Here is a 22,588-nt window from a genome sequence, read left to right as displayed (position 1 = left end):
AGCGGATCGGTCCGGCGGCGCCCCTCCCCGCCATCACGGCCCGCATGACTTGACTTGCGTTCTGACCATTGTGCGGTAGGCACCATAACAGCAGCGGTGAACCCGCGTCGTCGATTATGCGGACGCGACCGGATGGGCTTTTAATGATCGTGGGAGCGATGCACGCGTTCCCGGGTGTTAGCCTCGCGGCAGATCGCAAGTGGACGGGTTGGGGGTCGGCAGTTGTCCGAGGGGTCGCGGCCGGAGTTCATCGCTTCGGAGCAGCAGCTGGACGGCTCGTACCGGCCGGTCGAGGAGCCGCCCACCGAGGAGCCGCCGGCCGAGGCTCCGGAGGCGGCTGCGTCGCGCCGGTGGCCGGGTCGCCGGCGGTGGTGGGCGGCGGGCGCCGGTGCGCTGGTCCTGGTCGCCGGGGGGGTCGGCTGGTGGGTGCAGGCCGCCTCCGGTGAGGACGAGCCCGCCCGTTTCACGTCGATGCCGGAGCCCTGCTCCCTGGTGCCTGGGGAGACGCTCGAACAGTACGTCCCGCGCTCCGATCCGCCCGTCCCGAACGAGGCCGAGAACTCGGCGGACGAACGGTACGCCGCCTGCTCCTGGGCGGAGCGGCCGGGCCTGGCGGGCGTCCAGGCATCGCGGCGCATCGACGTCTCAGTGCGGCTTCACCTGGACGGCACGGCGTCGGCGAAGTCCGAATACGACGCGGCCTGGAACAGCGCCCGGACGATGGAGGGGACGTCGACGGACGCACCCGGTTCCCTGCGTGCCGAGGCCCCCACGCTCATCCGCGTGGGCGACCAGGCGTTCGCGCAGAACCTGACGCTGACGGGCCCGCTGGGACGGTCCGGTACGGCCGCGGCCACCGTCCGACTGCGCAACGCGGTCATCACAGTGCGCTTCCGCGCCACGGTGTCGCCGGACGCCAAGGACGCCTCGCCGAAGACCCGCGAGGCCCCGCCGGTCGACAAGGCGAGCGCCCGCGCGGCGGCCGAAGCCGCCGCACGGAGCGCCACGTCGGCTCTCGCGGCCTGCCGTACCTGCCTGAGCCGCTAGGCCGCCGTCAGCGGCCCGGAGGCCGGTTCTGCGGTCCGCCGGGCGGCGGTCCCTGCTGCGGGCCGGGCCCCGGCGCCCCGAAGGGCTGCGGCGGTGCCATCGGCGCGGGACCGGCCGGTGCGGCGCCCTTCTTGCGACCGCGCATCAGCAGGAAGCCGCCGACGCCCAGCACGACCAGCACCACGACGACACCGCCCACGATCAGGATCGGGAAGCCGCCGGAGTCGTCCTCGTCGGCCGCGGCCGGCTTGGTCGCGCCCGCCCCGGCCTTCGAACCGCCCGCGACCTTGTCCAGCCGCTCGTAGACGGGGTTCGGCGCGGTGTCCGGCACGTTCTGCTTGAGCGCGCGCGGGATGCTGATGACGCCGTACCCGAGCATGTCGTCCTTGCCGGTCGGGCCGAAGTCCTTCGCCGTCGCGGTGATGCGCTGCACGACCTTGCGCGCCGACATCTCCGGGTAGCGGGCGCGGACGAGCGCGATCGCGCCGGAGGCCAGCGCGGACGCCTGGCTCGTCCCCGCGCCCGAGTTGTAGGCGTGGCCCTCGCTGCCGAGGTAGCCGACGTCGGCGCCCGGCGCGGCGACGGTGACGTAGGACTGCCGCTGCGTCGACTTCCACGGCTTGCCGTCATGGCCGAACGCCCCCACGGCGACGACCCCCGGGCAGGACGCGGGGTAGTTGGGCTTGTTGTCGATGTCGCCCGAGTTGCCGGCGGAGGCGACGAGCACCACGTCCTTCTCCGCGGCGTACTTGATCGCGTCGAGGAGCTCCGGCGGGCACTGGTTCGGGTAGATGCCGGCGGACTGGCTGCTCTCGGAGATGTTGACGACCTTGGCGCCGTTGTCGACGGCGAACCGGACGGCCTTCGCCGTCGTCGGCCCGCTCACCGAGGGGGCCGCGATGGGCAGGATCTTCGCCTCGGGCGCGATGCCCACGAACCCCGTCTTGGTCCCCTGCGAGGCGATGAGGCTCGCCATGCCGGTGCCGTGGCCGTGGTTGTAGGAGTCGTTGTCGCGGCGGCCGTCGCCGCCCTTGCCGGTCAGGTCGGTGCCGGGGAGCACCACCGGCTTCATGTCGGGCAGCTGCGCGTTGACACCGGTGTCGATGACGGCGACCGTCACGCCCTTGCCCTTGGTTACAGGCCACACTTCCTTCTGGATGCTCCAGGAACGGAACCACCACTGGTCCGCCCTGGGGCCCGGGGCTGCGTGCGCGGGAACGGCGGGCGCCGCCGCCAGCCCGATCGCCGCCGTCGCAGCCACCGTCCGAAGCAGCCACCGCATCTGTCGCACTCCTAGTCCGTCGTGCCGGTACGGGCGGCACGGAGGGCCCGCGGCCGCCCGTACCGCCCGTGTCCGAGAGGTCAGCCGATCAGCCGATCACCGGCGGAGCGGTGTCGTCATCGGCTCCCCACACATCTTCGTCCTCGGTGAGCCAGGTGTTGCGCTCGCGCTCCTCGTTCTTGCCGCCCTGCGCGCCCTGCCCCATCGGCATGCCGCCCATGGGCATGCCGCCGCGGGCACCGGCGCCGGCCGCACCCGCTCCAGGGCCGCCGCTGCCGAGAGCACCACCGGGACCGCCGGCCGGGGAAGCGCCCGCGTTCGGGCCGCCGAAGCCGCCCGGGTCGGCGCCGAAACCGCCGCCACCGCCGCCGGGCATGCCGCCGGGCAGGCCGCCGCCACCGGGGCCGCCGCCGGGCATGCCCGCCAGGTCGGTGCCGGAGCCGCCGCCGAACGGCGATCCGCCCGCACCGCCGAACGGCGAGCCGCCGCCCAGGCCGCCGCTGCCCGGGCCGCCCGCCGGGTTGTACGAACCCGCACCGTCGGGAGTGAAGGGGCTGGCGCCGTCGTTCGTGAAGGGGCTGGTGGTGTTGCGGCTCGGGTCGAAGGCACCGACGCCGTCCGACGTCGGGAACTTCGAGCCGGGGCCGCCGGGGGTGTTCGAGCCGGGGTCGAAGCCGCCGGGGCCGCCGGGGGGGCCGCCACCGGGAGGACCGCCACCGGGCGGGTTCCCGGTGTACGGCGGCTTGTCGGTCACTCCACCCTGCTGGCCGGGCAGGTCCTTGGAGATCTTGAGGGGGTGACCCTCGAACGCCTCCTTCATCCGGCCGATGAACCTGTTCATCAGCTGGCGGGCGTTGTCGTCGTCACCGCCGGTGTGGACCCACCCGTCGGTCATCGTGTCGCCCTGGGTCTTGTACCAGTCCAGAACGTCGTGCTTGTACCAGGTGTAGAGCGTCGCGTTGTTGTGGCTGTCGTCCGACAGCTTTCCCGCGGTGGAGTAGACCTGGCCGAGCTGGTCGAGCGCCTTCTGCGCCGACTCGCCCTTCCAATGCTTGATGATCTTCTTGGCGAAATTGTTGGTCAGCTCGTCGGTCATCTCGGCGAGCACGTCGGCCGCGTCCTTGTAGGCCGTCGCGGCGTCACCGACCTTGCTGGGATTGAGCGCCTTCAGCTTGTTCTTGACGTCCTCATGGCTCATGCCGTCCGCGTTGTACGAGCCGAAGCTCATCCCGTCCCGGATCGGGTAATGCTCGGTGTTCTTGCCCATCGATACCTCCTCTCAGGGCCGGCGATCAGCTGAGGTTGGGGTCACCGGTCGGGTTGACACCGTCCACGGTCTTCTTGGTGTTGCCGTGGGCGTTCTCGTACTGGTCCGCCGTCCGCTTGAGGTTCTCGATGACACCGAGGTAGGCGGTCTCGATGGCGCTGATGTACTCCTGGAAACCGGTCTTGCTCGCGTTCGCCACGTTCACGAACTGCTCGGATCCCTGGATGTTGCCGAGGTCGGCCTGGGTGATCGACGTGGCGCCGACCTTGTTGAGCTTGCGCTTCCAGATGTCGAGCTTGTACTTCATGTCGCCGGCGAGGCTGCGAAGCTCCGCCGGATCGACCTCGTAGCCGTCTTCGGCCTTGGCCTTCCAATCCCCGCGTTCAGGCTGCGTGCCCCGTGGAAGCGCATTGCTCGGGTCGTTCCACTTGCCGGCGTCGGCGCCGGCGCTGTATTCGAAGTACAGTTCGCGCTGCCGCGACTCCGAGAGGTTGTTCCATTCGTCGCGGGTCATTCCCGTGACGGTCTGGTACTCCGGAATCTCCCCGCTCTCGTCCCGGCCGGCGACGCCCACGTACCGGTCGTGCACGATTTTCGCGAGTTCCGCGTCTGTCAGATAGTAATCACTCATCGCTGACCCTCCGGCGGATCCCCTTCATCCCCGGCACATCTGCGTCGTGCGAGTCCTCCGCGGACCCGCACGACGTAGACGGACCTCGCTGCTCCTGCGTCAGCCCGCCCAGATGTTCTGGTTGGCCCGCTCGGCCCCGCTGTAGTTGGTGTGCGCGTCGCCGATGACGACACCGAGCTGGTTCAGAACCCGGCCGATGTGGGCCGCGGCGGCGTCCCACTGGCGCTTGGCGTCCCAGTAGGCGGTCTGGGCACCGCCCTCCCACTGCGAGAGGTGCTGCTCCAGGGTCTTCTCAAGGTCGTCGAGCTCGTCGACGAGGGCGCGGTAGGCCAGCGTGAAGTCGGCCTGCGCCTGCTGCATGGCGCTGAAATTTGCCTTGGTGTAGCTGTCGCTCACGGTCGGAGTCCTTACGGTCGGAGGGTTGGCGGTGACGGGAACCGATCAGGTGCCGCCGTTGAGCAGCTGGTTGATCTTGTTGACCGCGTCCTGCTGCTCCTGTTCCGTGCTCTCGTACGTGATCTTGGTGTGGACGAGCTTCTGGTGCATGCCCTCCAGGGCGGTCCGCACCTTGCCCATCTCGGTCTGGAACTCGGTGAACACCCGGTCGAAGGACACCGCAGCGTTACCGGCCCACCCAGACATCAGCTGCGCCTTGTGCCCGTCGAGCTGGCTCTGCAGACCCTTGACGATGCCCGCGGAGTCCTCGATGCGCGTGGCGGCCTGCTGCATTGCCGCTCTGTCGGCTGCGGATGTGTTCCCCACAGTGTCACCTCCGTTTTCCGATTTCTGGTTGCCTCATCAGGAGAGTGGAGACTGACCGTAACTCCGGCCGGCCCGGGAGCAATCCCAATGACACGAAATGTCAGCGATCATAAGCCTTGCGTCCATCTATGTCGACGCAACCGATGATCTACCGGTTCATGTGATCTACATTACATTATGCCTTCGACGTCGAGACCGGCTGGCGAGCCAGCGCGGGGTCGAGGGCGGGGCCCTGCGGGATCAGGTGGATGACGCTGGACGGCACCGGCGCGGCCTGCTTGGCCTCGTAGCCGAGCTTCTTCGCGACCTCCGCCGACGGCAGCGCGAACCGGACGCCCTGGTCGTTGACGAGCGACAGCGACCCGGAGCCGGCCGTGGAGCCGCCGTCGCCGCCGGCGGGCACCAGGCTCATCAGCGCCGCGCCGCCGGGCGGCAGCACCATCTGGTCGATCGTCCCGGACGAGCCCGAGGTGCCGGCGCCGAGCGCGCCCGCCGCCGGGGCGGGCAGCGAACCGCCCATCGTGAGCTGCGCCGTCGAGGAGCCGATCGGGAACACCGAGCACAGCGGCGTCGCGGGGTCCCAGGCGACGAACGTCGGCAGCGTCGGCGGCAGGTCGTTGTCCAGCAGCCGCGTCCGGGAGGCGATCGCCTGCGCGGACGGGACGTCCGTCGGCAGCGGCACGGCCTGCTCGCCGGGGTAGGCGGCGGTGGTCCGCACGTCGCGGAGCAGCAGCTGCGCCTGCGTCTCGTTGATCTGGGAGAGCCCGTCGGGGAGCATCACGTACCACAGCACCTGCCCGCCGGCGCCGGTCTCGGCCTTGAAGACCTGGCCGACGCGCGCCGTCCCGTTGCGCGGGCCGCGGACGGCCTTGCCCCGGTCGGGGACGTCCGGCGCCGCGAAGTTGCCCGCCGCGGGGATCGCGTTGAGCCACGTCGCCGAGACCTCGACGGCGCTCGGGCCGCCGGTCAGCGCCGTCACCTGGTCCGCCCGGATCGTCATCTGCATCCGGTGGTCCTTCCAGACCACCCACGGGACGCCGCCGCTCTGCACGACGACGGCCTCGGTGTCGGCCAGCCTGCGGCCGCCGACCTTCCGGCCCGCGGCGAGCGCGCTGATCTGCCGCTTCACCCCGGTCGCCCCGGCCGCCTCCCGCGTGCACACCGACCAGGGCCCGCGGATGAGCTGGTCCTTGCCGGGCAGCGAGTCGGGCGCGCCGACGATGCCGATCATCGCGCCGCGCTCGAACTTGGCCAGCGACTTGCGCGAGACGGTGCGCCGCTCGGGCGTGCTGTCGGAGTCGAGGGCCAGCAGCGCGGACGCGTAGTTCGCGACCGGGAACATCTTCCCGTTCTGGGCGTTGTAGATGTACTTCGTGCCGGTCTCCTTCTCGATGATGAGCTGGCCGGCCTTGTCGAGTCCCTTGGCGCCGCCCGGGGACAGGATCCCCCAGATGCCGAACACGGCGATGATCAGCAGTCCGACCATCACGCCGGCGAAGGCGCCCACCGACAGCCGCCGCATCGGCGACTCGGCCACGTCGGGCTCGCCCTGCAGCAGGGCCAGGCCGACGCGCTGCGTCATCAGGCGGTGCGCCTGGTAGAGATCCCGCCGGTTCTGCATCAGCGCGTCACCCGGCCAGCCCGCGGACGCGGGAGTACACGTCCAGCACGGCGAGCGCCAGCGGGATCAGCGCGATCATCACCAGCATGTCGAGGATGTCGCCCCACCGCCCCCAGACGGGGGTGGGCCGGTGGCCCGGCAGCCACAGCGTCACCGCGACGACGATCGCGGTGAGCACCAGCAGCGGGACGAGCGCCACGGCGAGCGCGACGACCTGGCTGCCGTGCAGCGCCATCCCGATCGTCGTCAGCACCAGGCCGAACAGCCCGATCACCAGCATCCACGAGCGCTGCCCGACGCCGCGGAAGATCCGGGCGCGCAGCAGCAGCGACACCGACATCGCGGTGGCCGTGGCCGGTCCGGCCCAGCCGTCCTCGCCGCTCAGGAACAGCATCGCCCCGGCCGCGACGAGCGCGATCGAGGCGATGAGGCCGGTGGAGAAGCGGTCGGCCGCCGCGGTCCGGGCGAGGACCTCGCGGCCGTTCACCGTCTCGGTGTCGCGGCGCAGGTCCTCGGCGCTGCCCGGGACGGGCGGCAGCGGCATCCGCGCCAGCTTGAACGACAGCGACGGGACCGCGGCGATGAACATCATCATGACGACCGCGCAGACGGCCGCGATGCCCGCGGCCGGGAGGTCGTCGAAGAAGAACCCGACGCCGGACCCGATCACGCCCATGAACGCGGCGAACGCGATGCCGAGGAAGACCGGCAGCCCGTCCGCGATGGCGAACGCGGCGATGATCGCGGCGAGGGCGGTCAGGCCGAATCCGGCCAGCAGGTGCGGGGCGCCGAGGTCGAGCAGTTCCAGGTCCTTGCGGGCCGGCGCGGCAAGCCCGGCGAGGAACGCGTACGGCAGTGCCGTGTAGCCGATGATCACGCCCGCGCCGGAGTCGGCGACCGCCCGCGACAGCACCGTCGCCATGATGAGGGCGATGAGCGCGATGATGCCCGCGGCGACCGCCGGGACGATCCACGGCGGTCCGGACAGCGCGATCACGACCGCGCCGACGAGCAGCGCGATGCCGCCCGCGCCGAGCCCGAACGAGCGGGTGGTGGTGGGGCGCCACCGGTCGGTGCGCTCGCGGATCCCGGACGCGATGACGTCGGCGACGTCGTCGAACGACATCTCCGGGAGCTGCGCCATCCGCGGCCGGAAGTACAGGATCTCCCCGTCCCGGATGCCGAGGGCGCTCGTCGTCTGCGCGGCGTCGAACGGGTTCCCGTCGAGCCGCTGCAGCACCCAGCCGGAGTGGGCGAGCCCGGCGTCCGCCATGTCCTCGCCGGCCGCGCGCAGCAGCGTGGGGAGCATGTGGGCGAGAGGCACGTCTGCGGGCAGGGAGACATCGATGCGCCGCTTGGGCGCGACGATGGTCACCCTGCACAGTTCGGTCATGGCAGGCGAGTTCACGGGAGCTCCCGTCCTCCACATTCAGATCAGGGGGCGGATCCGAGCAACGCGCAGCTTAGGATGTGACGTCCGCTTACGCTAAAGCAACCTCAAAGTTTGACAAGTATCCCCCAAACGGGCCGGCCGTCTCCCCGTACCGGCCGCCCCGGCGTCGAAGCTCCGGAGGAACGCCGAGGTGAGCACGATCCTCGTGCGGCGCAAGGAGCGCCGCAAACCCCCGCCAGCCCCCAAGGGCGAACTGCTGCTGGAGTCGCCGCCCGAGATCCCGGAACTGCAGAGCGGCGGCCTGCAGAACGTGCTCACGTACCTGCCGATGGCCGTGATGCCCATGATGATGGGGCTGATGTTCCTCGGCGGCGGCACCCGCAGCCCGATCATGATGATCAGCAGCGGCGGCATGGCGCTGGCGATGGGCGGCATGATGCTCGGCCAGCTCGGCCGCGGCTCCGGTGAGCGCAAGTTCAAGCTGAACGGGGCGCGCCGCGACTACTTCCGCTACCTGTCGCAGGCCCGCCGCAAGGTGCGCCGCGCCGCCGAGCAGCAGCGCGAGTCGCTCGAGTGGAACAGCCCCGCGCCCGACTCGCTGTGGTCGCTGGTGATGAGCGCCCGGATCTGGGAGCGCCGCCCGAGCGACCCCGACTTCGGCAACGTGCGGATCGGCGCCGGCCCGCAGAAGCTCGCCGTGCAGCTGATCCCGCCGGAGACGCGCCCGGTGGAGGACCTGGAGCCGATGACGGCGGGCGCGCTGCGCCGCTTCGTCCGGGCGCACTCGACGGTGCCGAACCTGCCGGTCTCGGTCTCGCTGCCGTCGTTCGCGCGGATCCTGCCGATGGGCGACCTCGAGGCGGCGCGCGGCATGGTCCGCTCGATGATCGCGCAGCTCACGTCGTTCCACTCGCCCGACGACATGCGGGTCAGCGTGTGCGCGTCGGCCGAGGCGATGCCGCACTGGGACTTCGTCAAGTGGCTGCCGCACGCGATGCACCCGACCGTGACGGACGCGGCGGGGCCCGTCCGGCTGATGGCGGGCAGCCTCATCGAGCTGGAGCGGATGTTCGGCGCCGAGGTGAAGGACCGTCCCCGGTTCACCCCCGGCCTCCAGCAGAGCGACCTGCCGTACCACGTCATCATCGTGGACGGCGGCGCCGTCACCCCCGACTCGCAGATCGGCTCGGACGGCATCGAGGGCGTCTGCGTGATCGATCTCACCGGCGCCGTCGCCCCGACCACCGACGGCACGATGCTGCGGCTGCGGGTCGCGCCCGACAAGATGGCGATGCTGCGCCGCGACCGCACCGGCAAGGACGTCCCGAGCCTGCTCGGCCGGCCGGACGCGTTCAGCTACGTGCAGGCCGACGGCCTGGCCCGGCAGCTCGCGCCGCTGCGGGCGAGCGCCGCCAGCGGCCCGGAGATGGACGCGCTGTCGGCCGCGACGACGCTGACGACGCTGCTCGGCGTCCCCGACCCGGCCCGGATCGACCCGCGCCAGGCGTGGCAGCCGCGCGCGCCGCGCAACCGGCTGCGGGTGCCGATCGGCCTGGACGCCGAGGGGCGCCCGATCGAGCTGGACATCAAGGAGGCCGCGCAGGGCGGGTACGGGCCGCACGGCCTGTGCATCGGCGCGACCGGTTCCGGTAAGTCGGAGCTGCTGCGCACGCTCGTGCTCGGTCTCGCGATGACGCACTCGTCCGAGGTGCTGAACTTCGTCCTCGTCGACTTCAAGGGCGGCGCGACGTTCCTCGGCATGGACGGCCTGCAGCACGTCTCGGCGATCATCACGAACCTGGAGGACGAGCTCCCGCTCGTCGACCGCATGTACGACGCGCTGCACGGCGAGATGGTGCGGCGCCAGGAGTGGCTGCGCGCCGCCGGCAACTACGCCTCGCTGCGCGACTACGAGAAGGCCCGCGAGCAGGGCGCGCCGCTGAAGCCGATGCCGACGCTGTTCGTCGTGCTGGACGAGTTCTCCGAGCTGCTGTCCGCCAAGCCCGACTTCGCCGAGCTATTCGTGATGATCGGCCGGCTCGGCCGTTCGCTGGGCGTCCACCTGCTGCTCGCGTCGCAGCGGCTGGAGGAGGGCAAGCTCCGCGGCCTCGACACCCACCTGTCGTACCGGATCGGCCTGCGGACGTTCTCCGCGGCGGAGTCGCGGGTCGTCCTCGGCGTCCCCGACGCCTACGAGCTGCCGCAGGCGCCCGGCAACGGCTACCTGAAGATCGGCACGGAGACGATGACGCGGTTCCGCGCCGCGTACGTCTCCGGCCCCTACCGGCCGGAGGAGAACCAGGCGCAGCAGTCCCAGCAGGGGCCGCGCCAGGCCGCGCAGATCGTGCCGTTCACCCCGGCGTACGTGCGGCCGCAGATGCTGGAGCAGGCGCGGCCGCAGCAGCAGCGGCAGGAGGACGACGGCCCGCAGATCAGTCTGTTCGACCTCGTCGTCAAGCAGCTCGCCGGGCACGGCCCGCCGCCGCACGAGATCTGGCTGCCGCCGCTGTCCGAGCCGTCCACGCTCGACCAGGTCCTGCCGAACCTGCAGCAGACGCCCGAGTACGGCTTCAGCACGGCCGGCTGGGACGGGCGGGGCCGGCTGCACGCGTTCGCGGGCATCGTCGACAAGCCGTTCGACCAGCGCCGCGACCCGATGTGGCTGGACCTGTCCGGCGCGGCCGGGCACATCGGCGTGGCGGGCAACCCGCAGGCGGGCAAGTCGACCCTGCTGCGGACGCTCATCACCTCGCTGGCGCTCATGCACACGCCGCAGGAGGTGCAGTTCTACTGCCTCGACTTCGGCGGCGGCGCGCTCGCCGCGCTGGCCGACCTCCCGCACGTCGGCGGCGTCGCGAGCCGGCTCGACCCCGACCGCGTCCGCCGCACGGTGGCGGAGGTGTCGGGGCTGCTGGAGTCGCGGGAGCGGTTCTTCACCGAGCGCGGCATCGACTCGATCGCCACCTACCGGCAGATGCGGGCCGCGGGCCAGATCGCCGGGGACGGCTTCGGGGACGTGTTCCTCGTCGTCGACAACTGGCTGACGGTCCGGCAGGAGTTCGAGGCGGTCGAGGCGACCGTCACCGACCTCGCCGCGCGCGGCCTCGGCTACGGCATCCACGTCATGGCCTCGACGAACAAGTGGTCGGAGTTCCGGCTGACGATCCGCGACCTGCTGACGACGAAGCTGGAGCTGAAGCTCGGCGACCCGTACGAGTCGGAGATGGACCGCAAGATCGCCTCGAACGTCCCCGAGGGGCGGCCGGGCCGCGGCATCACCCGCGACGGGCTGCACTTCCTCGGCGCGCTGCCGCGCATCGACGGCAACCCGTCGGCGGGCGACCTCGGCGACGGGGTCCGGCACCTGGTGCGGACGGTCCAGGCGGGCTGGCAGGGCCGGCCGCCCGCGCCGCCCGTCCGGATGCTGCCGGACGTGCTGCCGCACACCTCGCTGCCGGTGGTGGCCGAGACCGGCAAGCGCATCCCGATCGGCATCGACGAGGACACGCTCTCGCCCGTCCTGCTGGACTTCGAGAACGACCCGCACTTCGTCGTGCTGGGCGACAACGAGTGCGGCAAGTCCAACCTGCTGCGGCTCATCGTCGAGTCGATCAAGGAGCGGTACACGACCGCGGAGGCGCGGATCATCATGCTCGACTACCGCCGGGCGCTGCTCGACTCGGCGGAGAGCGAGCACGTCATCGGCTTCGCGGCGTCCTCGACGGCCGCCTCCGGGCTGATGAAGGACGTGCACGGCGCCCTGGTCAACCGGCTCCCGCCGTCGGACCTGACGCCGGAGCAGCTGCGCAACCGGTCCTGGTGGAGCGGGTCGGAGCTGTTCCTGGTGGTGGACGACTACGACCTGGTCGCCACCCCGTCCGGCAACCCGCTCGCCCAGCTCGCCGAGCTGCTGCCGCAGGCCCGCGACATCGGCATGCACGTCATCCTGTCCCGCACCATGGGCGGGGCGGGGCGCGCCATGTTCGACCCGATCCTGCAGCGGCTGAAGGACATGGCCAGCCCGGCGCTGATCATGTCCGGCAACAAGGACGAGGGCAACCTGTTCGACGTGCGGCCGAGCCCGCTGCCGCAGGGTCGCGGCACCCACGTCGACCGGCGCATCGGCAAGCGCCTCATGCAGACGGCCTTCTACGGCCAGGAGAAGTAACGAACGGAGAAAGCGGAACGCCCCGGACCGGTCGGTCCGGGGCGTTCCGCTTTTCCGTGTCGCGGTCAGTGGCGGGTGGGCCCGGTCATTCGTGACCGGTCCCGGTCAGTCGCGGCCGGCGGGCCGGTCGCGGTGGGCCGGCCGGTCGCGGCCGACGTGGCCGGTCGTGGTCAGTCGCGGTCGTCGGCGGGGAGGGCGGCACGTCCCGGGCGCCAGCCGCGCCGCCGGCCGAGCGGGAGGATCGCCCCGGCGAACGCGACGGCCAGCGCGGCCGCGACGGCGCCGCCCGCGACGGCCAGCGCGATGCCGCGGCTGCGGTGGTCGACGGGCTCCGGCTTGGGGAACGGGACGGCGCCGCCCAACGGGCGCGGACCGGCCGCGCCCGGGGTCGCGGTCGGGTCGACCAGCGCCGACACCGCCTGCAGCGGGCTGATCATGCCGTGCCCGCTGCCCTGCCCGTTGCCGCCCTCCGCGGTGATCAGGATCCGGTTGATCACCTGCTGGTAGGTCAGCTTCGGATGGCGGGCGCGCACCAGCGCCGCGACGCCGGCGGCGTAGGGGGCGCCGAAACTGGTGCCCTGCAGGCCGCCCGCGTAGCCCTCGCCGAGGGTGGAGATGACGTTCTCGCCCGGCGCCGACACGTCGATGCGGGACTTGATGTTGGAGAACCCGGTGATGGTGCCCGCCTCGTCCACCGCGGCGACCGACAGGACGCCCTTGTAGCTCGCCGGGTAGGCGGCCGTCTCCTTGCCGCGCTGCTGCTCGGTGACGTTGCCGGCGGCCGCGACGATCAGCGCGTCGCGGCGCTGCGCCGCCCGCACCGCCGCGCGCAGCGCGGGCGTGTCCGGCGCCGCGGACGAGACGTTGATCACCTTGGCGCCGTGCTCGGCGGCCCAGGTGATGGCCTTGGCCAGCAGCGTGTTGTCCACCGTGTTCTCGCCGGAGGCGAACTTGGCGTTCAGCAGCTTGACCTGCGGAGCGACCCCGACGAAGGGGACGTTCGCGGCGCGCATGTCGGCCCCGGCGATGATGCCGGCGACCTCGGTGCCGTGCCCGAGGCAGTCGTCGGCCGTGGTCCCGGACGCGTCGAAGGCGCCGACCACCTTGCCCTTGAGCTGCGGGTGGCGGGCGTTGATGCCGCTGTCGACGACGGCGACGGTCACGCCGCGCCCGCGGGTGATCCGCCACGCCTCCTCGAAGTCGAGCCGGCGCTGCGGCCACGGCTCCACCTTGATCGCCGACGCGGGCTGCCCGATCGGCCGGTTGCACTTGGGCGCCGGAGCGCGCTGCGGCTGCGTCCTCGCCGGTGACGACGGCTTCTTCGACGGCTTCTTGGTGGTGGGGGCCGCATGGGGCCGGTCCGCCGGAGCCGCGGCCGGTGCCGCGGCCGCCGCCGGGGCGAACGCCAGAACCGACGTCAAGGCCAGACTCGCGGCGCCCGCCGCGATTCGCCCTTCGCGCATACCTCGTCTCTCCTGACGTGTGCGGACCCCAAGACTCTAAGGGATCCCGGGACGGAGCATCACGCCCGCGCGGTCACATCCCAGTGCATTATCGTCGTGCGGGTGCATTCCACCGCACCGGTCCTTCCGCCGCCGCCGGGCGAGGCGCGGAGCGCGCCCGCGCGGCGGCTGCTCGTGCCGCTCGCCGCGGTGGCCGCGGTAGCGGTCCTCGCGGGGGTCGTGTGGGCGCTGGGCGGGTTCGCGAAGGCGCCGGAGCAGCCGGTGCGGAAGGCGGGCGAGCGGCTCGACCTCGGGCTGTTCGAGGTGACCGTCCACGACGTGCGGATCGGGCTGGCGAGCGGGACGCTCGGCAGCGGGAAGAAGCGCTTCCTCATCGTGCGGATGCGGGTGCTGAACAAGGGCAAGGAGACCGAGTCGCTCGGCATCGGCGGACTCGCGGACGGCGTCGTCGCGCTCACCAAGGACGGCAAGTGGGTCAAGCCCGAGCGCGTCGAGGGGGTCGCGGGCGGCGCGGCGACCGGGGCCGCGCAGCCGGGGCTTCCGGTGGAGGCGTCCGCCATGTGGGAGATGGGTCCGGCCGACGCGCCGGCGAAGCTGACCGTGGGCCTGCGCGAGTGGAAGTACGAGCACGGGTTCACCGACGCCGACTTCAACTGGATCGTCGACCAGCGGAGCAAGAAGCTCGCCGGCCGCCTCACGCTCCCGGTGGCGGCGTCGTGAACGTGCGGCAGGTGCTCCTGCGGGGCGGCGCCGCGATCGGCGGGACGCTCCTGCTCGCGGCCGCGATGTGGCTGCACTCCGTCCGGCCGGAGGTGCGGGCCGCGGAGCTCGACCCGATCCGGACCGGCGGCAAGGCAGGCGAGAAGGTCGAGACCCGCGACTTCACCGTGCGGGTCGACGGCGTGGACGCGGCCCGGTCGCTGGAGCAGGGCGTCTCGCTGGGCGGCGCGCCCCCGGTGGGGACGGACGGCGTCTATCTGATCGTCAGGCTGAGCGCGACGGCGGCGCGGGAGCCGCTGCAGCTCAGGACGGCGGAGCTGGAGACGCCGGGCGGCTACACGTTCCGGCAGGACCCGCGCTCGTCGGCGGTCTCGGCCGGCCAGCCGACGTACGAGCCGATGATCTGGTCGTCCGCCAAGCTCGTGTTCGAGCTGCCGAAGGAGCGGGTGGCGGGCGCCCACCTGGTGGTCGGCACCGGCGGGCTGCTGCCTCAGCTCTCCTCGGCCGCCGACATCGACCTCGGGCTCAGCGAGGAGAAGGCCGCGCGGCTCGTCGGCGCGGCGACCGACCGGTACCAGGTGCGGACACCATGACGGCCTCCGACACCCGCCCGGACGGCATCCCGCTGCCCGACCTGCGGCAGCGGTCCGGGATGCGGCCGCGCGACCGGCGCATCGCGCAGGCGATCGCGCTCGTGTGCGCAGTGGCGGCGATGCTCGTCATCCCCTGGGTGGACGAGACGAACCTGATGCACGCCTCGGTGAAGCCTCCAGAGAAGGTGACGACGCTCCCCGAAGGCCAGATCGGCGAGCTCGCCGGGGCGAAATGGAAGGTCTTCGACCGGCGGACGGCAGCACCGCTCGGTAACCGGCAGGGCGGCGACGTGGTGGAGCTGCGGCTGGAGCTGGCCGTCCGGCCCGCGGACGCGGCCGCCGCCAAGGCGGTGGGCTCCTACGGCCTCCAGTTCCGCTTCCACGACGACGACGGCCGCCAGTGGACGGCGACCGCCCTGCGGACGGGCGAGCCGAAGGCGGGCGTCGCGATGCGCATCACCGTCAAGGGGACGGTGCCCCGCGCCAAGGCGGACCGGCTTGAGCTGCGTATCCGGGCACCGAAGGAGACGCTGAAGCAGGGGGACCCGCTGGTTTCGCTGCGTTTCTCGCGCTGACCCGCGCCATCACCAGGTTGAACGCCGCCGCCAGCAGGCACACGCGCAGGATCTCGAAGACCAGCCCGGTCCCGTAGCCGATGGCCGGCAGCCACTGCATCCACCAGGCGACCTCGTGCGGGCCGATCAGCTCGTACACCAGGCGCCGGGCCGCGTCCTCCCCCACGTAGAGCCCCGCGAACAGCAGGCAGAACGTGGCGAACGGCATGAAACCGGACCGGCGGACGAGCCGCAGCCCGTACCAGGCGGGCAGCCACATCTCCCGCAGCCCGCGGGTGAGCAGCTCCCGGGGGCTGTTGACCCGGTCGACCGCGCCCGCCCGCGCGAGCCGCCGCCCCGCCCGGCCGCGGCCGAGCACGACCCGCTCGTCCCCCGCGTCCAGGCCCAGGATCACCCCGGCGATCACCAGCCAGATCAGGGCGCCCAGCACCGCGTGCTTGAACGGCGGCCACAGCGTGAAGGCGGGGCCGACCGCCCCGGTCACCCAGCCCCACACCTCCCGGCCGGTGAGCCAGTCGGTGCCTAGACCGCGCAGGTGGTCGATGGTGAAGATGCCGAACAGCGCGAAGTTGATCTCCAGGAAGGCGACGAGCGCGCCGACGGCGCGCGGCAGCCGCTCCTCCAGCCGCCACTCCGCCAGCACCTTCAGCACGAACAGGCCGGCGGTGAGGCCGATCGCGAGGCCGACGTGCTTCTCCAGCGACAGCAGCATCCCGGTGGCCTCGATCTGCCCTTCGAGCCCGCCCTCGGCGAACCCGCGGCTCGCCGCCGCGGACGCGAACTCGCGCGCGTCCTCGCTCTGCAGCCCCCACGCCAGGTAGAAGATGACGAACGGGAGCGCGGCCCGGCCGATCGCACCGAGCACCGGCTCCTCGTTGCCGACCGCCCACGGCGTCAGGTCGCCGTCCGCCGCGCGGGCGTGCACCACGTCCAGGCCCTCGCGGACGCTGTGCACCATCAGCACCGTGACCGTCAGCGTGATCACCACGAGCAGGCCGATGGTGACGATCGGCGCGACGGACGCGGCCGTGCCCTTCATCGCGCCGAGCCGGTACCCGCCGTACATCGCGCCGTAGCGGAGCAGCTCCCCCACGGTGAACCACAGGGCCAGCGGCAGCGCGAACCGCCCCGCGAGCTTCAGCGCGGCCCACGGGAGGATCAGCGGCGAACGGGCGGACGGCCAGGCCATGGCGCCCGATCGTAGAGGATCCGGGCGAATCGCCGGCCTACGACACCGCTTGCGACACCGCTTACGAGACCGGTACGTGCAATTCCATGCCGACCATCGAGGCGAGCATCAGCGTGCGGGCCGGTTCCGGGAGCGGGCGGTGCAGGCGGACGGTGTACCGCCGCCGGTTCTCCCCCGACGGCGCCTCCGCGACCAGGTATCCGCCGAGTTCGGCGCCGTCCTGGGTGGTGATGGGTTTCTCCTCCGCGCGGTCGTGGTCGAACCCGCCGCCCAGCATCGCGACCACGGCGCCGGCGGCGTCGTGGAGGATGTAGCCGCGGGTGCCCTTGACCTGGACGTAGCCGATCCGGTTGCCGTCCGGCGCCACGATCTGGGCGGGCGGGACGCTCATCTCCGCCGCCGTCCGGTCGATGTAGCAGTACGGGGTGCCGGCGGCGTCCGCCAGGCACACCACGACGCGGCTCTCGTCGTACAGGACGTGCGGGTCCGGGTACGGCAGCCCGAGGTCGTCCGCCGGCTGCGCCGGGACGCGCGTGGCGTGCCCGAGCACCTCCCCGGCGTCGTGGTAGACGTACGAGCGGACACGGCCCGGCTGGTCGATCGTCCAGGTGAGGGCCTCGCGCAGTGCGGGCATGTCAGCTCTCCCTCAGGTCGAACGCCAGCGGCGAGACGGCCACCAGGGTGCGCAGCGGCTCGGGCAGCGGCCCGGCCAGCTCCAGCCGGTACCGGTCCTTGTGCGTGGCCGCCTTGTAGTCCAGTTCGGCCACGGGCTCGTCGTCCACGCCCCTGTAGCGGGCGCTCTCCGGGATGCGGCGCTGGTCGCGCACCTTCTGCTTCCAGACGAGGCGGCACACCGTCCGGTCCTGCGCGTCGAGCAGGCGGTCGCACATCGGGACCACGACGGGCGACAGGAAGCCGGACCCCCGGATACCCTGCCGCGACATCCCGAACAGGTCGGTGTCGTAGCGGCCGAGCACCGCGCCGCCCGCGCTCACGATGGCGACCGGGCACTTCGGCTTGTGGTCCACGTAGCAGACCGGCCGCCCGCCGGCGTCGTCGACCCGGACGACCACCCGGGCGTCGCCCAGCCCGGAGCCGAACATCGACATCACGCCCTTGCGCGGCGCCGGCCCGGCGACCTGGACCGCCTCCCCGATCGGTCGCTCGTCGCCGTCGCTGATCTCGTACTCCAGCTGGGACGACCGCTGCCTCAGCTGAATCACCGGAACGTCGAACACAGGACTCCCGTCTCACGGCGATGATCGGGAGCCATTATGGGCGAACGCGACGGACCCCGCCGTCCCGGGTGGGGCGGGACGGCGGGGTCCGAAGGTCTCAGCCGGTCGGCCATCTGACCGGTTCGGCCGAACCGGTCAGATGGCGACCTGCAGACCGGCGACCTCGCCGGTCTTCGCGGTGACGGTGCTGTCGATGCTCACCCCGCCGGCCGCGAGGACGCGGACGGTCCAGTCGCCGTCGGCGGCGAAGAACCGGAACACGCCCTCGTCGCCCGTGACCACCTCGGCGGTGAACTCGCCGGACGAGTCGAGCAGGCGAGCGTAGGCGCTGGACACCGGCACGCCGTCGCGGGTGACGGTGCCCTGGATGACGGCCTCGTTGGTCAGGTCGACGGTCGCGGGAAGGTGCGCCGTCTGCTCGGGCGCTGCGCAGCCCTGGGTCATAGCTCCTCCAGCTCTCGGAAGGTCAGCGGACTTACTTGCCGGCGCCGAGCTCGATCGGCACGCCGATCAGCGAGCCGTACTCGGTCCAGGAACCGTCGTAGTTCTTCACGTTCTCGATGCCGAGCAGCTCGCTCAGCGCGAACCAGGTGTGCGAGGAGCGCTCGCCGATCCGGCAGTAGGCGATGGTGTCCTTGTTCAGGTCGACGCCGGCCTCGGTGTAGAGCTCGCGGAGCTCCTCGTCGGACTTGAACGTGCCGTCGTCGTTGGCCGCCTTCGACCACGGGATGTTGGCGGCGGTCGGGATGTGGCCGGCCCGCTGCGACTGCTCCTGCGGCAGGTGCGCCGGGGCGAGCAGCTTGCCGCTGAACTCGTCGGGCGACCGGACGTCCACCAGGTTCTGCTTGCCGATCGCCTCCACGACCTCGTCGCGGAACGCGCGGATGGACAGGTCCTGGTCCTTGGCCTTGTACTCGGTGGCCGGACGGGACGGCACGTCGGTGACCAGCTCGCGGGAGTCCAGCTCCCACTTCTTGCGGCCGCCGTCGAGCAGCTTCACCTTCTCGTGGCCGTACAGCTTGAAGTACCAGTAGGCGTAGGCCGCGAACCAGTTGTTGTTGCCGCCGTAGAGGATCACCAGGTCGTCGTTGGCGATGCCCTTGCCGGACAGCAGCTGCTCGAACCCGGTCTTGTCCACGAAGTCGCGGCGGACCGGGTCCTGCAGTTCGGTCTTCCAGTCGATCTTCACGGCGCCACGGATGTGGCCCTTGTCGTAGGCGGACACGTCCTCGTCGACCTCGACGAGGACCAGACCGGGGTCGTCCAGGTGGGACTCGACCCATTCGGTGTCCACCAGGACGTCGGAGCGGCTCATGCGGGAACCTTCCTCTCGGAGCGGAATTTCGCGGTGACACGTCGGAAGAGCAGGTACATCTCGCAGCCGAGGCAGAACCCGAACACCGCGTTCAGGAACGCCGCCGCCAGCGCGAGGGCGGTGGCACCGATGCCGAGCCAAACGGTCCCCGTCGCGTATCCGGCCGTTCCGGCCAGGGCGAACACCAGCCCGACACCCTGCGCGAAGCGGGGCGCGGCGGCGTCCTCCAGTTCCCTGGGCGGCGCGAGCCGGGGACGGATCAGCACTCTGAACAGCAGCCCGTACGGGGCGTACCGCAGGCCGAGGAAGGTCGCCAGAGCGAACACGACGGCCTGGGCGGCGAGCAGGGCCCCGCTTCCGGTCACCAGCACCGCGACGAGGACGACGGTGGTGACCGCCGCGCCGAAGCGCGGCCCACGCGGATCAACCTGCATCGGGTACTCCTGGCGGAGTGGAAGCGTGCGTACGAGCTGGGAAGTAGGAAGAAGTGCTCGGGGGCGGACGGGCTCGATGCCTCAGGCCGGGCGACAGAGCGAGGCGGCCACGCGGCAGAAGTCGACCGCGCGGCGCTTCGTGAGCATCTGCTCTGTCCAGTAACGCACGGACTCGATGTTAAGCGGCAAACCACTGGCTGTCACATCTGTCTCGCCTTGCGAGACGGTGACAGTCGCCTTGACGCAGGTCGCGGCGTTGCAGCTCATACGATCACTCTCCCGCCGCTCCTCAGTCCAGTCACCGCACGACCTCGCCCAGGGCGGCGATGACGTCGGGCTTGCGGGGGGCTCCGGTGGCGCGGCGGACGATGCGTCCGGCGGGGTCCAGGACGAGGACGGTCGGGGTCCGCACGATGTTCAAGCGGCGGACGAGGTCGAGGTGCGCCTCGGCGTCCAGCTCCACGTGGGCGACGCCGTCCACCATCCCGCTGACCTCGCCGAGGACGCGGCGGGTGGCGCGGCACGGCGCGCAGAACGCGCTGGAGAACTGCAGCAGCGTGGCCTTCGAGCCGAGTTCGGCGCCCAGGTCCTCCGGACCGACGGTCTCCGCCACCTCGTCGCCCTCCCCTCGCCGTACACCCAGAACGCTGCGCCGCGCGCGCAAGACGCCGTCACGGCGCCGCCGCACGAGGCCGAACGCCGTGGCCGCGATGAGGACCGCCGCCGCGATCAGTGCTCCCGTCATCGACATGCACAACCTCGCGGGCCCGCGCGTTTCTTCCCCGGGGCTTTCCCGGGCTTTTCCGGGGGCTCCGGCCGACCGGAGGCTCAGGTGGGGATGGTGAGGATCGGCCGCCCGTCCAGCCCGACGACCTCGAACGAGAACAGCTGGCCGCGCGGGAACATCGTCGACCCGCGGTACTCACCGTAGCCCTCGTCGTAGGGGACGTACCAGCTGCCGAGGGCGTCGCGGCGGCCGTCCCGCGCGATCACCTGGAGCCGGCAGTGCGACCCCTTCGGCACCCCGGCCAGATGGAGCTCGACCTCCGTACCCCACGCCTTCCTGCGGAGGACGACGTAGCCCTTGACGTCGCCCTTCGCGTTCGCGGCGCTGATCCGCTCGGCGGCCGGCGCGGGCGAGGCCGTCGCGGACGGCGGCGGCTGCGCCGTGTCGCCGCCGCCCCGCCCCATCGGCAGGACGAAGCCGCCGAACAGGCCCCCGACGACCAGGAGCAGGCACGCGGCGGCGGCGAGCGGGGCCCACCTCGCGGGGCCCCGCTCGCCGACCAGGCGCCCCAGCGGGCCGAGCCGTCCCCTCCTCCGCTCGGCCGCCCTGGCGAGCAGCCCGTCCAGCAGCTCGGGCGGCGGCCCTGCCACCTGCTCGAACTGCTCCGCCTCGACCCGCCCCAGCAGGGCGGGCAGGCCGGCCAGCCCGGCCAGCTCGTCCCGGCAGGCGGGGCAGCGCTCCAGGTGGCCCTCCACCTGGCTCCGCTCGCCCGGGTCGAGCGCGCCGAGCACGTACACACCGAGTGAGGTGCGCACGTCCGTGCAGTCGTTCATGGCGCCAACCCCCGCTCCTCCAATGCGAGCTTGAGCGCCCGCAGTGCGTAGAAGGTGCGGGACTTCACCGTGCCGGGCGGTATGCCGAGCGTCTTGGACGCCTCGGCCACCGACCGGCCTTTGTAGTAGGTCTCTACCAGGACGGCCCGGTGCGAGGGACTCAGCCCGGCCAGGGCCTCGGCCACCGTCCAGGACTCCAGTGCCCGGTCGATGTCGTCGGAGCCGTCGGGGGTCATCATGACGTGCTCGTCGATCCCGGTCTCCGGCGGCCGCGCGCGCTTGGCGCGGTGCGCGTCGACGACCAGGTTCCGCGCCACCGTGAACAGCCAGGGGCGCACGGGACGCCCCGCCAGCGCCTCCGGATGCCGCCACGCGCGCAGGAGCGTCTCCTGCACCACGTCCTCGGCCTGCGTCCGGTCCCCTCCCGTCAGCCGCAGGACGTACCCGAGGAGGGGACCCCCGTGCTCGCTGTACAGGGCGCGTAGCAAACCCTCATCCGCGGTCGGACCCACACCACTGTCACGTATGCCCCGACCGGGCGGTTCATCCCGAGCGCGGACTATCTGCGCACCTGCTGGAGATCGTTCAGGTGGACGTTCTCGGCGGTCGCGGCGACGCGCAGCCCGTCCGGGGTGGGCTGGATCCGGCTGATCCGCGACCCGACCGGCAGGTCCGCGACCGGGACGACCCAGGTGAGCTGCCGCTTCACCAGCGCCAGCGGGATCTGCGCGGCACCGTCCGACCCGACCGAGACGGGCGAGATCGCGATGCCCTTCGCGGTCGGCTTGACCTCCACCACGGCGGTCCCGGAGACGGGGAAGCCGAGGATGTTGCCGGTGAGGTCGACCGAGAGGTCGTCGCCCTTGGGCCGCAGCCCCGTGACCTCCTTCGGCGCCTCCTTGCGGATCACGTCGTAGGGGATGACGGCGGACGCGGTGGCCGTCTTCGCGGTGACGTTCGCGGAGCTGCCCTTGCTGACCTCCGACAGCGGCGCGCTCACGCCCCGCATGTCGACGGTGACGCCGGAGACGCTGACGCCCTGCTCAGTCCAGTCCCCGATCTCGACCTCGATGTGCTTGTACTCGCCGCCGACCGCCTGCGTCAGGAACGGGATGCCGTGGATGGTGACGTCCGGCTGCTGGGACAGGTTGTACTGCGCCGCCACCTGCTCGCCGATCCTGTCCTGCGCGACCCGCACGCCGATGCGGTCCGCGGCGACCAGCACGACGGCCACGAAGATCAGCAGTACCAGCAGTACCTTCCGCATGTCACTCCTCCGATGACGGCATGCGATCGCCACACCTTAATGCGGGTTCACACCAAACCGGGT

At 71.9% G+C, this 22,588-nt stretch carries 24 protein-coding genes; 5 read left to right on the top strand and 19 right to left on the bottom strand.

What is annotated here, in order from left to right:
* Positions 1–222 precede the first annotated feature (222 nt).
* The gene (locus CHF16_RS21735) at positions 223–1,047 is read left to right on the top strand and encodes a hypothetical protein (protein ID WP_089327935.1); all 825 of its coding nucleotides are present in this window, start codon (positions 223–225) and stop codon (positions 1,045–1,047) included.
* A 7-nt stretch (positions 1,048–1,054) separates the two neighbouring features.
* Here CHF16_RS21735 and mycP read toward each other — a convergent pair whose 3' ends face one another.
* From mycP to eccD, 7 genes are all read right to left on the bottom strand, one after another.
* Complete coding sequence (gene mycP / locus CHF16_RS21730; RefSeq protein ID WP_089327934.1) at positions 1,055–2,329, bottom strand: type VII secretion-associated serine protease mycosin; 1,275 nt, start codon at positions 2,327–2,329, stop codon at positions 1,055–1,057.
* A gap of 88 nt (positions 2,330–2,417) precedes the next feature.
* Positions 2,418–3,596 carry a hypothetical protein gene (locus tag CHF16_RS21725; protein WP_089327933.1) on the bottom strand — a complete coding sequence of 393 codons (1,179 nt, stop codon included), beginning with the start codon at positions 3,594–3,596 and terminating at the stop codon, positions 2,418–2,420.
* Positions 3,597–3,621: 25 nt separating this feature from the next.
* The gene (locus tag CHF16_RS21720) at positions 3,622–4,227 is read right to left on the bottom strand and encodes a hypothetical protein (RefSeq protein WP_089327932.1); all 606 of its coding nucleotides are present in this window, start codon (positions 4,225–4,227) and stop codon (positions 3,622–3,624) included.
* Between the two features lie 99 nt (positions 4,228–4,326).
* Positions 4,327–4,623, bottom strand: coding sequence for a WXG100 family type VII secretion target (locus CHF16_RS21715; RefSeq protein ID WP_245868974.1), 297 nt, complete (start codon positions 4,621–4,623; stop codon positions 4,327–4,329).
* 45 nt (positions 4,624–4,668) lie between these two features.
* Positions 4,669–4,956 carry a WXG100 family type VII secretion target gene (locus CHF16_RS21710; protein ID WP_089327930.1) on the bottom strand — a complete coding sequence of 96 codons (288 nt, stop codon included), beginning with the start codon at positions 4,954–4,956 and terminating at the stop codon, positions 4,669–4,671.
* Between the two features lie 208 nt (positions 4,957–5,164).
* Entirely contained in the window at positions 5,165–6,610 is a 1,446-nt protein-coding gene (gene eccB, locus CHF16_RS21705) for a type VII secretion protein EccB (RefSeq protein ID WP_089327929.1), read from the bottom strand.
* Between the two features lie 7 nt (positions 6,611–6,617).
* The gene (gene eccD / locus CHF16_RS21700) at positions 6,618–8,018 is read right to left on the bottom strand and encodes a type VII secretion integral membrane protein EccD (protein WP_089327928.1); all 1,401 of its coding nucleotides are present in this window, start codon (positions 8,016–8,018) and stop codon (positions 6,618–6,620) included.
* 175 nt (positions 8,019–8,193) lie between these two features.
* Between eccD and eccCa the strand changes: the two genes are divergently transcribed.
* A complete protein-coding gene (gene eccCa / locus CHF16_RS21695; protein ID WP_089327927.1) occupies positions 8,194–12,171 on the top strand; it encodes a type VII secretion protein EccCa in 3,978 nt (1,325 codons plus the stop codon).
* 170 nt (positions 12,172–12,341) lie between these two features.
* On the opposite strand, the gene CHF16_RS21690 is transcribed toward eccCa, so the two are convergent.
* Entirely contained in the window at positions 12,342–13,634 is a 1,293-nt protein-coding gene (locus CHF16_RS21690; protein WP_089327926.1) for a S8 family peptidase, read from the bottom strand.
* Positions 13,635–13,736: 102 nt separating this feature from the next.
* Here CHF16_RS21690 and CHF16_RS21685 point away from each other — a divergent pair, with 102 nt between their 5' ends.
* The 3 genes from CHF16_RS21685 to CHF16_RS39580 are packed head-to-tail and all read left to right on the top strand — an operon-like array spanning position 13,737 to position 15,522.
* Complete coding sequence (locus CHF16_RS21685) at positions 13,737–14,354, top strand: hypothetical protein (RefSeq protein WP_089327925.1); 618 nt, start codon at positions 13,737–13,739, stop codon at positions 14,352–14,354.
* Positions 14,351–14,947 (top strand): hypothetical protein, encoded by a 597-nt coding sequence (locus CHF16_RS21680; protein WP_089327924.1) that lies wholly within the window; start codon positions 14,351–14,353, stop codon positions 14,945–14,947. The genes CHF16_RS21685 and CHF16_RS21680 overlap by 4 nt, the downstream gene beginning before the upstream one ends.
* Positions 14,944–15,522, top strand: coding sequence for a hypothetical protein (locus tag CHF16_RS39580; RefSeq protein WP_143228079.1), 579 nt, complete (start codon positions 14,944–14,946; stop codon positions 15,520–15,522). The genes CHF16_RS21680 and CHF16_RS39580 overlap by 4 nt, the downstream gene beginning before the upstream one ends.
* On the opposite strand, the gene CHF16_RS21675 is transcribed toward CHF16_RS39580, so the two are convergent.
* From CHF16_RS21675 to CHF16_RS21625, 11 genes are all read right to left on the bottom strand, one after another.
* Positions 15,410–16,711: a hypothetical protein gene (locus CHF16_RS21675; protein ID WP_089327923.1), complete on the bottom strand. Its 1,302-nt coding sequence runs from the start codon at positions 16,709–16,711 to the stop codon at positions 15,410–15,412. The genes CHF16_RS39580 and CHF16_RS21675 overlap by 113 nt on opposite strands.
* A gap of 61 nt (positions 16,712–16,772) precedes the next feature.
* On the bottom strand, positions 16,773–17,345 hold the full coding sequence (locus tag CHF16_RS21670; RefSeq protein WP_089327922.1) for a hypothetical protein: 573 nt from the start codon (positions 17,343–17,345) through the stop codon (positions 16,773–16,775).
* A 1-nt stretch (position 17,346) separates the two neighbouring features.
* A complete protein-coding gene (locus CHF16_RS21665) occupies positions 17,347–17,949 on the bottom strand; it encodes a hypothetical protein (RefSeq protein ID WP_089327921.1) in 603 nt (200 codons plus the stop codon).
* Between the two features lie 135 nt (positions 17,950–18,084).
* A complete protein-coding gene (locus tag CHF16_RS21660) occupies positions 18,085–18,393 on the bottom strand; it encodes a DUF1416 domain-containing protein (RefSeq protein ID WP_089327920.1) in 309 nt (102 codons plus the stop codon).
* A 31-nt stretch (positions 18,394–18,424) separates the two neighbouring features.
* Complete coding sequence (locus CHF16_RS21655) at positions 18,425–19,264, bottom strand: sulfurtransferase (RefSeq protein ID WP_089327919.1); 840 nt, start codon at positions 19,262–19,264, stop codon at positions 18,425–18,427.
* Complete coding sequence (locus CHF16_RS21650; protein ID WP_089327918.1) at positions 19,261–19,698, bottom strand: DUF4395 domain-containing protein; 438 nt, start codon at positions 19,696–19,698, stop codon at positions 19,261–19,263. Before CHF16_RS21650 ends, CHF16_RS21655 begins: the two co-directional genes overlap by 4 nt.
* 81 nt (positions 19,699–19,779) lie before the next feature.
* A complete protein-coding gene (locus CHF16_RS21645; protein WP_089327917.1) occupies positions 19,780–19,965 on the bottom strand; it encodes an Ms5788A family Cys-rich leader peptide in 186 nt (61 codons plus the stop codon).
* A 31-nt stretch (positions 19,966–19,996) separates the two neighbouring features.
* Complete coding sequence (locus tag CHF16_RS21640; protein ID WP_245868986.1) at positions 19,997–20,341, bottom strand: TlpA family protein disulfide reductase; 345 nt, start codon at positions 20,339–20,341, stop codon at positions 19,997–19,999.
* 185 nt (positions 20,342–20,526) lie between these two features.
* Positions 20,527–21,258, bottom strand: a complete 732-nt coding sequence (locus CHF16_RS21635) for an anti-sigma factor family protein (RefSeq protein ID WP_089327916.1) — start codon at positions 21,256–21,258, stop codon at positions 20,527–20,529.
* Positions 21,255–21,746 (bottom strand): sigma-70 family RNA polymerase sigma factor, encoded by a 492-nt coding sequence (locus CHF16_RS21630; protein WP_425427503.1) that lies wholly within the window; start codon positions 21,744–21,746, stop codon positions 21,255–21,257. Before CHF16_RS21630 ends, CHF16_RS21635 begins: the two co-directional genes overlap by 4 nt.
* A 71-nt stretch (positions 21,747–21,817) precedes the next feature.
* Positions 21,818–22,525, bottom strand: a complete 708-nt coding sequence (locus CHF16_RS21625; protein WP_089327914.1) for an LmeA family phospholipid-binding protein — start codon at positions 22,523–22,525, stop codon at positions 21,818–21,820.
* Positions 22,526–22,588 lie beyond the last annotated feature (63 nt).

The organism is Actinomadura meyerae (genome assembly GCF_900188445.1).
Classification (GTDB): domain Bacteria; phylum Actinomycetota; class Actinomycetes; order Streptosporangiales; family Streptosporangiaceae; genus Spirillospora; species Spirillospora meyerae.
Note: the sequence above shows the minus strand (reverse complement) of the source record. Positions and strands in the feature narration are given on the sequence as shown.